The sequence below is a fragment of the Rhodococcus sp. BL-253-APC-6A1W genome (assembly GCF_012843405.1).
GTDB lineage: Bacteria > Actinomycetota > Actinomycetes > Mycobacteriales > Mycobacteriaceae > Rhodococcus.
The window spans coordinates 235,791-249,908 of record NZ_JABAFB010000006.1; the positions used below are offsets into that span (position 1 = coordinate 235,791).

The following is a 14,118-nucleotide window of genomic DNA, read 5'->3' on the forward strand; positions in this document are numbered from 1 at the left end:
GCTACCCGAACAGAGCCGGGAGGGTGCCTTCCCACACCTCTCGAAGTTCGTCCATCGGAATCGAGAACTGATCTTGGACCTCGATGGAGTCGGAGCCCTCGTCGACGACACCGATACGCACCCACGGCATGTTGCGTGCGGTGCACATCCCGGTGAACCGGGATTCCTCCGTGCGAGGCACTGCGACGAGCACCCGTCCGGCGGATTCGGAGAACAGCGTGACGAACGGGTCTGCGCCCTCGGGCAGCAGGATCCGGCAACCGGTCTCGCCTGCGAGCGCCGCCTCGACGACGGCCTGCGCGAGACCGCCCTCGGACAGGTCGTGGGCAGCCGAGATCAGTCCGTCACGCGAACCGGCGAGCAGGATCTCCGACAGCAACCGCTCCCGTTCGAGATCGACCTTCGGGGGCACGCCGCCGAGATGGTCGTGCTCGACCTGCGCCCAGATGGACCCGTCGAACTCGTCGCGGGTCTCCCCCAGCAGGATCAGCGTCTCCCCGGGTTCGAGACCGAGCCCGGTGGGAATGCGGCGATGCACGTCGTCGATCACGCCGAGCACAGCCACGACCGGCGTCGGCAGGATGGGCGTCGAGCCCGTCTGGTTGTAGAAGCTGACGTTGCCGCCGGTGACGGGGATTCCGAGTTGCGCGCAGCCGTCGGCGAGACCGCGCACGGCCTGCTGGAACTGCCACATCACGGCCGGGTCCTCCGGCGAACCGAAGTTGAGGCAGTTCGACACGGCCTTCGGGGTCGCACCGGTGGTGGCGACGTTGCGGTAGGCCTCGGCGAGTGCGAGTTGCGCGCCCGTGTACGGATCGAGCTGGGTGTAGCGGCCCGACGCGTCGGTGGCCAGCGCGATGCCGCGGCCGGTCTCCTCGTCGATCCGGATGACACCGGCGTCGGCGTTCTCGGCGAGCACGGTGTTGCCACGCACGTAGCGGTCGTACTGCTCGGTGATCCACTTGCGGCTGCACAGCGCGGGTGATGCGAGCATCTTGCGCAGCGTGGCCTCGAGTTCGGCGGCCGTCTCCGGACGCTTCAGCCCGGCGGTGGTGTTCGCCACCAGCGCGTCCTGGCCTTCGGGGCGCTGCACGGGACGCTCGTAGACCGGGCCCTCGTGGGCGACGGTGCGCGGGGGCACGTCGACCACGGTTTCACCGTGCCAGTCGATGACGAGGCGATCTCCGTCCGTGACCTCGCCGATCACGGTTGCGAGCACGTCCCACTTCTTGCAGACCGCCATGAAGGCGTCGACGTTCTCGGGAGCGACCACCGCGCACATGCGTTCCTGCGACTCGGACGAGAGCACCTCGGCCGGGGTCATGCCGGTCGCGCGCATCGGGACGCGCTCGAGGGAGATGTGCATTCCCCCGTCACCGGCCGCGGCGAGTTCGGATGTCGCGCAGGACAGTCCGGCACCGCCGAGATCCTGGATGCCGACGACGAGCTTCTCCCGGTACAGGTCGAGGCAGCACTCGATGAGCACCTTCTCGGTGAACGGGTCGCCGACCTGCACGCTCGGCAGCTTCTTGGGCCGGCCGCCCGCGCTGTCGTCGAAGGTCTCGGACGCGAGAACCGAGACGCCGCCGATGCCGTCGAGGCCGGTGCGGGCTCCGAACAGAATGATCTTGTTGCCGGTTCCGGACGCGAATGCCAGGTGGAGGTCTTCGACGCGCATCGCGCCCGCGCAGAGCGCGTTGACGAGCGGGTTGCCCTGGTACGAGGCGTCGAACACGGTTTCGCCACCGACATTGGGCAGACCCAGCGAATTGCCGTATCCGCCGACACCGCGCACGACACCGTCGACGACGCGCCGGGTGTCGGGGTGGCTCGGGTCGCCGAAGCGGAGCTGGTCCATGACCGCGATCGGCCGGGCTCCCATCGCCATGATGTCGCGGACGATGCCGCCGACACCGGTCGCGGCGCCCTGATAGGGCTCGACGTACGACGGGTGGTTGTGGGATTCGACCTTGAAGGTGACGGCCCAGCCGTCGCCGATGTCGACGACGCCGGCGTTCTCGCCGATGCCCGCGAGCATCGAGGCACGCATCTCGTCGGTGGTGGTCTCGCCGAAGTACTTCAGGTGCACCTTGGACGATTTGTACGAGCAGTGCTCGGACCACATGATCGAGTACATGGCGAGTTCGGCGTCCGTGGGGCGGCGCCCCAGGATTTCCTTGATGCGCGCGTACTCGTCGTCCTTGAGTCCCAGCTCCCGGAAGGGCTGAGCGACATCAGGAGATTCGGCGGCGTGGGTGACGGTATCCACGTGCGGTGACACTGGGCGTCGGGTCCCTTCACTCTGGGATCGAAAACAGCAGGCCGGGCGGGCACTGCCGGGAGCCAGTCTATCGGGGCGAGGGCTCGGCAGGCGTCACCGGTGCGGGGGCAAGGCCGGGAAGCTCGAGGGTGACGTCATGACCCACCGCTTTCAGGACGGTCGTGCCGGTGTGCTCGCCGTCGTAGCGGTACCAGCCGTCTTCGAGGGTGAACACCGCGACCACCGGCGGTCCGTCGAGATCGATGATCCAGTACTGCGGCACGCCTGCCTCGGCGTATTCGGAGAACTTGGTGACCCGGTCGGTGCGGGCGGTGCCCGGCACGGTGATCTCCGCCACGAGCCGCACCTCGGTGATCGGAGCGCGATCGGGGTCGGCGTCCACGAGCGTCCGGTCCACGACGATCACATCGGGCACCCGCACCGTCAGCGGGTTCTCCGACACCAGCACCTCGACGCCGCCGAGCACGCACAGGTCGTCGGGCAACTGGCGGTCCAGTTGCATCGCAAGGACCATCTCGGCGTGATCGTGTGCGGCGCCCGGTGCCGGTGCGACGACGAGAACGCCCTCGCACACCTCGACGTGATGGTTCTCGTGGTCCGGGAGCGCAACCCACTCGTCGAGGGTCAGCAGGTGATCGGGATAGGACGGGCTGCTCACGCCAACACTCCCGTTCATTGCGGGCCGGACAGGACCACCTCAGTCTGTCACCGGAGTGCGCAGCGGTCTCGGGAACCGCCGGTCTCGGAGATCCGGCTCAGATCGCGGGCGTCAGGAACGCAGCGAGAGCATCGGCGTAGCTCGCGACGTCGGCGGCTCCCATGAGTTCGCGGGCCGAGTGCATCGCGAGCTGGGGCGCCCCCACATCGACGGTGGTCAGTCCCGTGCGCGATGCCGTGATCGGACCGATCGTCGAGCCACACGGCAGATCGGCCCGGTGCACGTATCGCTGCAACGGCACGCCGGCCTGCTCACAGGCGAGCGCGAACGCTGCCGCCCCGGCGGCGTCGGTCGCGTAGCGGAGGTTCTGGTTGACCTTGAGCACCGGGCCGCCGCCGACCAGGATCCGGTGGGCGGGTTCATGACGCTCCGCGTAGTTGGGATGGGTCGCGTGGGCCATGTCCCCCGACGCGACGACCGACCCCGCCAGCGCCCGAAGGTAATCCTCACGGCCGCCGCCGCGCACCAGCGCGATGCGTTCGAGGACGGTGGTGAGCAGGTCGGAGAACGCACCCCGGTCGGACATACTGCCGACCTCTTCATGGTCGAACAGGGCGAGCAGCGGCACCGGGCCGGCGTGAGTCGCCACGTGATCGGCGGCGTGCAGCATCGCCTGCAGCCCGGTGTAGCAGGTGACCTGGTTGTCCAGGCGCGGTGCGCTGACCAGTTCACCGTCGGCGCCGACCAGGGAACTCGGCGCCAGATCGTGTGTCATCAGTTCCCATCCGAGCACGTCCCGGGCGTCCACCCCGGCCTGCCCGGCGACATACGCCAGGAACGAGCGGGGTTCGCTGCCGATGCCCCACACGCCGTTGAGATGCCGCTGCGGGTCCAGTTGCACGCCTTTGCGGTCTTCGGACAGGTGGATCGCCAGCTGCGGAACACGCAGTACGGGAAGGTCGACGCGCACGAGCACGTCGGTGGAACCGGATCCCGAGCGCACCGTCAGCCGCCCGGACACACCGAGGTCGCGGTCGAGCCAGGAATTGAGCCAGGCTCCGCCGTACGGCTCGAGTCCGACGAGCCGCCACCCGGCGGACGCGAGGTCGGGATGCTGTTTCACCCGCAGGTTGGGGCTGTCGGTATGCCCGCCGACGATGCGGAAGGGCCGCGCCGGATCGGTGTCGTCGCCTTCGGTGCTCCACGCGACGAGCGATCCGCCGCGGACCAGGAAGTACCGTCCCGGCTCACTCGGCCAACGCTGCGACTCGTCGAGTTCGGTGAAGCCCGCGTCGTTCAGCGCGGCCGCGACGGTCGCGCACACGTGGAACGGCGACGGCGACATGTCGACGAAGTTGCACAGTCCCGGGGCATCCGCTTGCGTCATCGAAGGCATGTCTGCATCCTCGCACTTCCGGATCCTCCGACCGGATACCCCTGACGCGAGAGACCCCGCCGGGAGCTCGGATGACGGCGTCGAAGCCGCTTTGGGGACAAATCGGCGACGAGTTGTCAGGACAAACCGGGGCGAGCCGGGCACACTGGTGGTCGGTGCCTCCATCGAACGAAACGGGGGCGCCGGCCCGGGACCCGATCGGGGGGTTGAGCTCCGGGTTTCACGGACGAGGGATCTCGCAGCCGATCGGGACGGCGCGCGAGATCCCTCGTTCCGTATGTCGTCAGCCTGTGCGGTGCAGGCAGAACAACCACTGCTCCGCGAGCACGGAGACAAGCCGTTCGAAATTCTCGTCGTGCCCCTGCACCAGCGCGAAGTGGAAGTTGCGGTCGGTCGACATCAGCATGGACGTCACGTGGAGGCGTGCCCGCAACCGGGCGTCGTCGTCCGACTGCCGCCCCAGCAGGTTGTCCATACCCGACGCGACACGGCGCAACATGGCGAACCACTCGTCGGACACGAGAGGCTCGTGCGAGAGCGCCTGCTCCATGCTCGCGAACTCGGCCCGGTGCGCCCGCCAGAACAGCGCGTGCTCGTTCAGCCAGTCCGTGACGTCGCCGAGCGACGGGTCCTCGAACGCGTCGAGGCGCCGGTAGTCGTCCCGGATCGGCTGTTCGAGCGCCGACATGTGCCACTGCACGATCTCCGCCTTGGACCGGAAGTGCAGGTAGAACGTCGCGCGGGACACCCCCGCGGCCTTGGCGATCGCCTCGGCCGTGGTGGAGGTGTATCCCGATTCGACGAACAGTGCCCGCGCCGATTCGATGAGTGCCTCACGCGTCGCGCGTTTCTGCTCGACCCGCGTCATCTTCGGCACGACCGCCGTTCTCGGTGCCACTCGCCCTCCCGCCTCTCGTCGCACGAAACCCTACCGGTCCCGCAGCCGGAATCCGATCGAGTTTTCGCACGGTCAGGCGTCGAGCACCAGCCTCGAGCACCCCTTCTCCGCGCGCGAGACACACATCATCATCGTCTCGTTCCGCTCCTGCTCACCGGCGGTGAGGATCGAATCCCGATGGTCGGCGCGTCCCGCGAGAATCCGGACCTCGCAGGTGCCACACGTCCCTTCCTTGCACGACGACAACGCCTCGATGCCGTTCTCCTCCGCCACGTCCAGCACCGTTTTCCCGGCGGGCACCGTGGCGGTGATCCCGGATCGGGCGAAGTCGACGTCGAACGCCACATCCGGTTCGGTGCGCACGATCTTCTTGGCGGCGAAGCGTTCCGTCACCAGCGACCCGACCGGCCAGTGCGCACTCGCGGCTTCGATCGCCTGCAGGAGCGGTTCGGGACCGCAGCAGTAGATCAGCGTGTCCTCGGTGGGCTCGGCGAGCAACGTACGCAGATCCAGCAGACCGGTCTCGTCCTGCGGGCACACGGTGATCTTGTCGCCGAACCGCTCGAGTTCGGAGAGGAAGGCCATCGACGCGCGAGTGCGGCCGCCGTAGAGCAGTTCCCAGCGGGCACCGTCGGCCTCGGCCTGCGCGATCATCGGCAGGATCGGGGTGATGCCGATCCCCCCGGCCACGAAGACGTACCGCGCAGCCGGGCGGAGACGGAAGTTGTTGCGGGGGAAGCCGACCGTGACGGTCGCGCCGTCCCGCAGCCGGTCGTGTACGTACTGCGATCCACCGCGCGAATCCGGTTCGCGGAGCACACCGATCCGCCAGCGTGTGCTGTCCTGCGGAGACGACGACAGCGAGTACTGCCGCAGCAGGGCGTCGTCGCCGTCGCCGAGCCGAACTTCGATGTGCGCGCCCGGCTTCCACGTGGGCAGCGCGCCGCCGTCGGGGTGGCCGAGGGTCAGCGACACCACCCCGTCGGATTCGTCGCGGCGCTCGAGCACCGTGAGTTCCATGTGCCGGGCGGTCTTGGTTTTCGCTCGCTCGATGTCGGCGACATCCCAGGTCACCGGCAGGGTCCGGCGCACCGGAAGCAGCGCGATCGGCAGGAAGTCGAGGGGAACCTCCGCCGCGGGACGCAACGACGGGAGCCGTTCGAAGAGCACCTGCAGTGCCGTCGCGCCCTGGACCCGGGCGAGTGCCTGGCCGAGGCAGGTGTGCCGGCCCTGGGTGAACGCGAGGTGGTTCTCGGGTTCGGGGCGGTGGATGTCGAACTCGAACGGGTGCGGGCACCGCGCCGGGTCGGTGTTGGCGCTGGCCAGCGCCAGCCACACCATGTCGCCCTTCCGGATGTGCGCGCCGCCCAGTTCGATGTCCTGCTGCGCCTGGCGCGCGGCGAACGGTGACGACGGCCTGCGTCGCACGGTCTCCTCGAACACTCGCTGCCAGAGTGCGGGATCCTCGATCGCCTCGGCGAGGGTTTCCGGGTTCCGCGCGAGGAACAGCACCGCGTTCGAGACCGCCTGGGTGGTCGAATCGACGCCGGCCATCGCGAATTCGGTGAGATGCACGGCGATCTGGGCCGCCGACAGCATCCGGTTGCCGTCTTTGTCGTTCACGATCGCCATATCGGAGATCAGATCGGTGCCGGGGTTCTCACGACGCTCGTCGATGATGCGGCGCAGTACGAGGGTCGCATCGATGTAGCGCTGCCACACCTGCGTCCGCATCGGCTCGGCCATCGGTTCGGCAGCCGACGCGAGGATCATCGCGAAGTCGTCCCGGAGTTGGCGCATCATCGCGTCGTGCTCGTACCCGAGACCCATGTGCGCCATGATCGTCTGCGTGGTGAGTTCGAGCGCGTAGTCCGTCACGAGGTTGCCGGAGCCGCGTGCCTCGAAGCCGTCGACGACGCGGTGTGCGCGCGCCTCGATCTCGGGCTGCAGCGCCTCCATGCGTTCTTTGGTGAACCCGCGCTGCGCGACGAACCGGTGGTCGGTGTGGCTCGGCGGATCGGAGCCCACCAGCATCTGCGTGATCAGGTCCGGTGGCACGATTGCCCGGAACTGTTCGGGGACGTCGATGGTGCCGCTGTTGCCGCCGGAGGTGAACCGCTGCCAGTCGGCGAGCACGGTCTCGACGTCTTCGCGGCGGTTGACGATCCACGCGTTGAGGTACGGGTAGAAGAACACGGGCGTCTCGTCCCGGAACTTCGCGAAATGTGCTGCGGGGTCGGTGAAGTAGTCGTCGCTCAGTGCGTCGAAACCGTGCGCGACAGGGCACCGGGAAGCGGAGGGAGCTTCAGGCGTGAGGGTCATGTCAGGTCTTCCCGGAGGAGTCAGAGGGCGGCCGCGGCGGCCATGGTGGAGAGCTTCTGGAATCGGGCGACGTTGTCGCCTTCGTCCATGCAGCCGGCCGACAGGAATACGAACGTCATGTCGAGTTCGGGGTCGACCCAGAACAGGGACGACCCGGCACCGTAGTTGCCGAAGGTGCGGGGGGAGGTGAAGGGTCCGAAGAACGATGCGTGGGGACCCGTGCCGGACAAGGAGAATCCGAGTCCGAAGTTGCCGGGCGGGGTTTCCCATCCGCGACTCGCGGCGATGCCCGCATACAGGTCGTTGGGCATGTCGCCGGTCTGCAGGGTCGTGGCCTGGTCGACGACCACGGGAGCGACGAGGTGCTGTCCGTTCACTTCGCCCTTGCGGCGGAACATCTCGGCGAAGGCGAAGATGTCCTCCGCGGTACTGACGGCACCGACCCACGGGATCTCCGCGGCCTCGGTGATGGTGTCGTTGAGGTTTTCGATGTCGGCCGGCGACAGCCAGCCGTTGTCGGGTACGTATGCCTTGAGCGGCACCGCGTCCGCGCGCCAGGCTGCGGGCATGCCGAACGCCGTCCGCGTCATCCCGAGCGGCTCGAAGACGAGATCGCGCGCGAGGTCCCGGAAGTGGTCGTAACCGTATGCGCGACGGACCATTTCACCCATGAGGGCGTGGTTGATCGACGGCGCGTAGTTGAGGGTGGTCCCGGGTTCGTTGACGACGTCCACGGAGCACAGCGCGTCGATCACGTCGGCGAGTACCCCGAAGCGGTCCGGTCCGAGGCCGGGATTCGGGGTGGCGGGCATTCCCGAGCGGTGTGTGAGGAGGTGGTGGAGGTTGATGCGGTCCTTGCGCACCGAGCGGAAGACATCGGTGCCGAAGAACTCGGGGATGATGTCGACGACCCGCGTCGACAGTGCGAGCTTGCCTTCGCCGAGTGCGCGGTACGCGAGCGTGTTGGTGAACGCCTTCGACATCGACAGGATGCGGAAGACGTTGTCCGGCCGCAGCGCGGTCTCGGTGGCGCGTTCGGCGTAGCCGAGGGTTTCGTTCAGGGCGATGTCGCCGTGACGCGCGACGATGATGTTGACGCCGTCGTAGTCGCCGTGGTCGATGTCGCGGCGGATCTCGTCGGTGAGCCGGGTGAGTGCGGTGGGGTCCAGAGCAGGCATGGTGTCGGTCCTGTTTCTCTCGGTGCGGCGGGGATCAGCGGTGGGTTACATGACCAATCCGCCGGACGGCGAGAACGTCTGCCCGGTGTAGTAGGAGCCCTCGGCACCCGCAAGGAACAGCACGGTCTTGGCGATCTCCTCGGGGGTCGCGGGCCGCTTGATCGGCTGCATCGAGATGAGGAAGTCGGAGAACTCCTCGTCGCTCTGGCGGAACAGCGGCGTGTCGACGGCCCCGGGCGCAAGGGAGTTGACGCGGATGTTGAAGGGAGCCAGTTCGGTGGCAGCCTCCCGGGTCAGGCCGAGCACACCGGCTTTGGACGCCGGGTAGTACGCGGGCATCGCCACCGACATCAGCGCGGCGGCCGAGGAGAAGTTGATGATCGCGCCGCCGCCTGCCTTCTTGAGCAGCGGCACAGCGGAACGCATCGTGTAGAAGGGGCCGTACAGGTTGATCTTCAGGACGCGGTCGAAGTCCTCGTCGGTGATGGTTTCGTAGAACTCAGGGTTGTGCTGCCGGCCTTCCTTCATCGCCTCGAAGCCCTTGTAGTTCTCGGCGTTGAGGGCGTCGAGCGCAGCCTTGTTGGGCGCGTTGACGCCAGCCGCGTTGACGAGCACGTCGAGTCGGCCGTGCTCACGCTCGACGGTGGCGAAGGCTTCGCGCACGGCGGCACTGTCGGCGATGTCGAGGGGAACGGCGTGGGCTCCCCGGAGCGCCGCGAAGTCGCGAGCGAGGTTGTCGGCGGAGATGTCCGCGCCGTAGACGACGGCGCCCTGGTCGGCGAATGCCTGCGCGGTGGCAAGACCCATGCCTGACGCGGCACCGGTGATGAAAACGACCTTGTCCTGGAACTGCATACGAATCTCCTCGGGAATGTGCGGTAGCTGGCTCACTCGGCCTCCGCCACCGGTGATGCAGAGCATGACATTTTGGGTAGACGTATGTCTAGTGAAACTTTTCCACCGCAGGTGAGGATGGGTATTTCGGCGTTAAAACGACTGCAAAGAATGGACGGACCAACGAAAAACCCCCGCCGTCCATCGGACGGCGGGGGTTTCGGTGCGTCAGGAGATCAGGCGTTGACCACCGCGTCGAGCGCGCTGTAGAAGATGCCGAGTCCGTCGTCGCTGGGGCCGGTGAGCGCCTCGGTGGCGTGCTCGGGGTGCGGCATCAGGCCGACGATCCGGCCGTTCGCCGACGCGATGCCCGCGATGCCACGCTGGGATCCGTTCGGGTTCTCGCCCACGTAGCGGAACACGACACGGCCTTCGCCCTCGAGTTCGTCGAGCACTTCCTGCGAGGCCTGGTAACGGCCCTCGCCGGACTTGAGCGGTACCAGGATCTCGGCACCCTGCTCGTAGCGCGACGTCCACGCGGTGGAGTTCGATTCGACCTTCAGCCACTGGTCGCGGCACACGAAGTGCAGACCTGCGTTGCGGGTCAGCGCGCCGGGCAGCAAGCCCGCTTCCGCGAGCACCTGAAAGCCGTTGCAGATGCCGAGCACCGGCATTCCGCCGCGCGCCGCCTCGACGACCTTGGTCATCACCGGAGCGAACCGCGCGATGGCGCCGCACCGCAGGTAGTCGCCGTACGAGAACCCACCGGGCACGACGACCGCGTCGACACCCTTGAGGTCGGCGTCACCGTGCCACAGGCTCACGGCCTCGCCGCCGGCAAGCTTCACCGCCCGGGCTGCGTCGATATCGTCGAGCGTGCCGGGGAACGTGATGACCCCGATGCGTGCGCTCATGCGTCACCGTCGATCCGGCGAACCGCCCAGTCCTCGATCACGGTGTTGGCGAGGAGCGCTTCGGCGATCTTCTCCACCTGGGCGTCGTCGACGCTGCCGTCGACCTCGAGTTCGAATCGCTTTCCCTGGCGGACGTCGGTCACGCCCGCGAAGCCCAGCCGCGACAACGCCCCGGCAATGGCCTGACCCTGAGGGTCGAGAATCTCGGCCTTGGGCATGACTTCGACGACGACACGCGCCACGTGCTGCTCCTCGGTAGTAGTGCTGGCGCCCGGGAACGGACACCGGACCCATCGAAGTTTACCGGCTCAGGCCGCTCGAGCCGGAACCGGCCGCTGCCCCGCCGGCCACCGCCCCCAGTGAGTAGCGGACACATACCCCCTAGGGGTATAAAGGAGGAACGACATCGAAGGAGTATCCACATGACGACCGCTGACACGACGCGTGACGTCGAACTCACCATCGGTGGGATGACGTGCGCCTCCTGCGCCGCGCGCGTCGAGAAGAAGCTCAACCGGATGGACGGCGTCACCGCGTCGGTCAACTATGCGACCGAAAAGGCGAAGGTCAGCTACAGCGGCGACATCACGCCCGAAGACCTCGTCGCGACCGTCGAAGCCACCGGTTACACCGCAGCACTGCCCGCACCTCCCCGGACGCAGCACGCTGCCGGCGAGGACAGCGGACCCGAATCCGACGAAGCCGCGCAATGGAAACAGCGCCTGACGGTGTCGGCCCTGCTCACCGTCCCCGTGGTCGCGCTGTCGATGATCCCGGCCCTGCAGTTCGACAACTGGCAGTGGCTGTGCCTGACCCTCGCGTCACCGGTCGTCGTGTGGGGCGCCCTGCCCTTCCACCGCGCGGCCTGGACCAACCTGCGGCACGGTGCCGCGACGATGGACACCCTCATCTCCGTCGGTGTCACCGCTGCATACCTGTGGTCGCTGTGGGCGCTGTTCTTCACCCACGCCGGTATGCCAGGCATGAAGATGACCTTCGAATTGTTCGCCTCGGGCGGCGGTGAGGAGCACATCTACCTGGAGGTCGCCGCGGCCGTCACCACCTTCATCACCGCGGGTCGCTGGTTCGAGGCCCGGGCGAAGCGCCGCTCCGGCGCCGCCCTGCGGGCGCTGCTCGACATGGGAGCCAAAGACGTCGCGGTGCTGCGTGGCGGCACCGAAACCCGCATCCCGGTCGACCAGCTCGCCGTCGGTGACGTGTTCGTGGTGCGTCCCGGCGAGAAGATCGCGACGGACGGCGTCGTCGAATCGGGTTCGTCGGCCGTCGACGAGTCGATGCTGACCGGTGAGTCGATGCCCGTGGAGGTCGCGCCCGGCGACGCCGTGGTCGGTGCGACCGTCAACGCCGGCGGTCGCCTCACCGTCCGGGCGACCCGCATCGGCTCCGACACCCAACTCGCCCAGATGGCGCGCCTCGTCGAGGACGCACAGAACGGGAAGGCCGAGGTCCAGCGCCTCGCCGACCGGATTTCCGCGGTGTTCGTCCCGATCGTGATCGGGCTGTCGCTGCTCACCCTCGCCGCGTGGCTGCTGTTCACCGACGATCCCGTCTCGGCTGCCTTCACGTCGGCGGTCGCGGTGCTGATCATCGCGTGCCCGTGCGCGCTGGGTCTCGCGACTCCCACAGCGCTGCTCGTCGGCACAGGCCGCGGAGCGCAACTCGGCATCCTCATCAAGGGCCCGCAGATCCTCGAATCCACGCGCCGCGTCGACACCGTCGTACTCGACAAGACCGGAACCGTCACCACGGGCGAGATGACCGTCGCCTCCGTTCATGTGGCGCCGGACGAATCCGCCGACGAAGTACTGCATCTCGCGGGGTCGCTCGAACACGCATCCGAGCATCCGATCGCGCGGGCGATCGCCGACCACGCCGCACAGACGCGCCCGCTGTCCGGTGTGGCGAGTTTCGAAAACCACGGCGGACGCGGGGTTTCCGGTGTGGTCGACGGACGTGCCGTGCTCGCCGGGCGGCTGTCCTGGCTGCGCGACGAATGGTCGCTCGCACCGGCACCCGACCTCCGACGAGAAGCCGAGGCGGCCGAATCCGAAGGCCGGACGCCGATCTGGGTGGCCTGGGACGGTGCGGTCCGTGCGGTCGTCGTGGTGTCCGACACGGTCAAGGACGGTTCCCGTGCCGCCGTGTCCGAACTCCGTGACCTGGGTCTTCGTCCCGTGCTGCTCACGGGTGACAACCGCGGCGCGGCCGAGGCGGTCGCGAAGCAGGTCGGCATCGACGAGGTCATCGCGGAAGTGATGCCCGCCGACAAGGTTCAGGTGATCGAGCGTCTCCAGTCCGAGGGCAGGGTCGTCGCAATGGTCGGCGACGGCGTCAACGACGCGGCAGCGCTGGCCCAGGCCGACCTCGGGCTGGCGATGGGCACGGGAACGGACGTCGCCATCGAGGCGTCGGATCTGACCCTGGTCCGAGGCGATCTACGGGCCGCCCCCGACGCCATCCGCCTCGCGCGGGCAACGCTGCGCACCATCAAGGGCAATTTGTTCTGGGCGTTCGCCTACAACGTCGCGGCGCTGCCGCTCGCCGCGCTGGGGCTGCTCAACCCGCTGATCGCGGGCGCGGCAATGGCATTCAGCTCGGTGTTCGTGGTCAGCAACAGTCTGCGCCTGCGCAGGTTCGCGCCCCGCTGACCCCGGGCGACGGTGGTGGTGTGCGAGATCTTCCGATCTCGCACACCATCGCTATCGCGATATCGCCGACTCCCATTCGCCGCGTTCGGCAGCAACGAGTTCGCGCACCCGCGGCGCGACCTCGGCTGCGAAGCGTTCGAGGTCCGTCGAGGCGTCGCTCGCGAGAACGAACGTGCTCGTGCCGTGCTGCAGAGTCAGCTCGGCGAGCTGCTCGGCCCACACCTCCGCCGGACCGTGCAGGAACGAACCGTCGGCAACATCGGCGAAGGTGCCGGTGACGTTGTACAGGCGGCGGATCTCCGCGGGTTCGCGCCCGGCCTCCCGAGCGGCGTCGTCGACCCGCGCACTCATCTCTCCCAGGACGTCGGGCCCGGCGGCGAACGAACTCGGCAGCCAGCCGTCGGCAAGTCGCCCGGTCAGTCCGAGCATGCGGGTGCCGTAGGCGCCGACCCAGATTCCGAGATCGTGTGCGGGAGCAGGGCCGCGTTTCGCACCGGACAGCGAGTAATACTCGCCGTCGACCTTCGCCCCGCCCTTCTCGTCGGACCACAGCGCCCGAATCACCGCGATCGCATCGGCCAGCGCCGTCACCGCCTGCCCGGCGCTTCGGCGCGGACCTCCGTTGGCCGCCACCGCATCCCAGAACGCACCCGAGCCGAGTCCGAGTTCGACGCGGCCGCCGCTGAGCCGGTCCAGTGACGCGGCGCTGCGTGCGAGGATCACCGGTCCGCGCAGGGGAAGGTTCGCCACGTTCGGCGCGACGGTGACGGTCGTCGTCCGGGCCGCGATCCAGCTGAGCAAGGTCCAGGTATCGAGAAAACGCGACTGGTAGGGGTGATCCTGGATCGTCACCAGATCGAGCCCGGCGCGTTCGGACACGAGAGCGAGATCCACCACCCGGGCCGGGTCACCGGCGGACGGTGTGAGGAAGCTGCCGAATTCGAGGGATTGCCGGTAGTCGGGCACGT

Annotated in this window: 11 protein-coding genes; 1 reads left to right on the plus strand and 10 read right to left on the minus strand. The window is 68.1% G+C overall.

The genetic code is table 11. The features are described 5' to 3' along the window. Position 1 precedes the first annotated feature (1 nt). From purL to purS, 9 genes are all read right to left on the minus strand, one after another. The gene (purL, locus tag HF877_RS11480) at positions 2-2,281 is read right to left on the minus strand and encodes a phosphoribosylformylglycinamidine synthase subunit PurL (RefSeq protein ID WP_169621292.1); all 2,280 of its coding nucleotides are present in this window, start codon (positions 2,279-2,281) and stop codon (positions 2-4) included. Positions 2,282-2,348: 67 nt separating this feature from the next. Further along, positions 2,349-2,939: a Uma2 family endonuclease gene (locus HF877_RS11485; RefSeq protein ID WP_169621293.1), complete on the minus strand. Its 591-nt coding sequence runs from the start codon at positions 2,937-2,939 to the stop codon at positions 2,349-2,351. A 97-nt stretch (positions 2,940-3,036) separates the two neighbouring features. Next, positions 3,037-4,335: a M18 family aminopeptidase gene (locus HF877_RS11490; protein ID WP_169621294.1), complete on the minus strand. Its 1,299-nt coding sequence runs from the start codon at positions 4,333-4,335 to the stop codon at positions 3,037-3,039. A gap of 283 nt (positions 4,336-4,618) precedes the next feature. Then, the gene (locus HF877_RS11495; RefSeq protein WP_206036968.1) at positions 4,619-5,233 is read right to left on the minus strand and encodes a TetR/AcrR family transcriptional regulator; all 615 of its coding nucleotides are present in this window, start codon (positions 5,231-5,233) and stop codon (positions 4,619-4,621) included. Between the two features lie 72 nt (positions 5,234-5,305). Beyond that, entirely contained in the window at positions 5,306-7,555 is a 2,250-nt protein-coding gene (locus tag HF877_RS11500) for a cytochrome P450 (protein ID WP_169621295.1), read from the minus strand. Between the two features lie 20 nt (positions 7,556-7,575). Then, complete coding sequence (locus HF877_RS11505) at positions 7,576-8,733, minus strand: serine hydrolase domain-containing protein (protein WP_169621296.1); 1,158 nt, start codon at positions 8,731-8,733, stop codon at positions 7,576-7,578. A gap of 45 nt (positions 8,734-8,778) precedes the next feature. Further along, positions 8,779-9,624, minus strand: a complete 846-nt coding sequence (locus tag HF877_RS11510; RefSeq protein ID WP_346765122.1) for an SDR family oxidoreductase — start codon at positions 9,622-9,624, stop codon at positions 8,779-8,781. 179 nt (positions 9,625-9,803) lie between these two features. Next, positions 9,804-10,481 (minus strand): phosphoribosylformylglycinamidine synthase subunit PurQ, encoded by a 678-nt coding sequence (gene purQ, locus HF877_RS11515; RefSeq protein ID WP_169621297.1) that lies wholly within the window; start codon positions 10,479-10,481, stop codon positions 9,804-9,806. After that, the gene (gene purS, locus HF877_RS11520) at positions 10,478-10,723 is read right to left on the minus strand and encodes a phosphoribosylformylglycinamidine synthase subunit PurS (RefSeq protein ID WP_072701971.1); all 246 of its coding nucleotides are present in this window, start codon (positions 10,721-10,723) and stop codon (positions 10,478-10,480) included. Before purS ends, purQ begins: the two co-directional genes overlap by 4 nt. A gap of 180 nt (positions 10,724-10,903) precedes the next feature. Here purS and HF877_RS11525 point away from each other — a divergent pair, with 180 nt between their 5' ends. Beyond that, a complete protein-coding gene (locus HF877_RS11525; protein WP_169621298.1) occupies positions 10,904-13,150 on the plus strand; it encodes a heavy metal translocating P-type ATPase in 2,247 nt (748 codons plus the stop codon). A gap of 51 nt (positions 13,151-13,201) precedes the next feature. Here HF877_RS11525 and HF877_RS11530 read toward each other — a convergent pair whose 3' ends face one another. Continuing rightward, on the minus strand, positions 13,202-14,116 hold the full coding sequence (locus HF877_RS11530) for an LLM class flavin-dependent oxidoreductase (RefSeq protein ID WP_169621299.1): 915 nt from the start codon (positions 14,114-14,116) through the stop codon (positions 13,202-13,204). Positions 14,117-14,118: the final 2 nt, after the last annotated feature.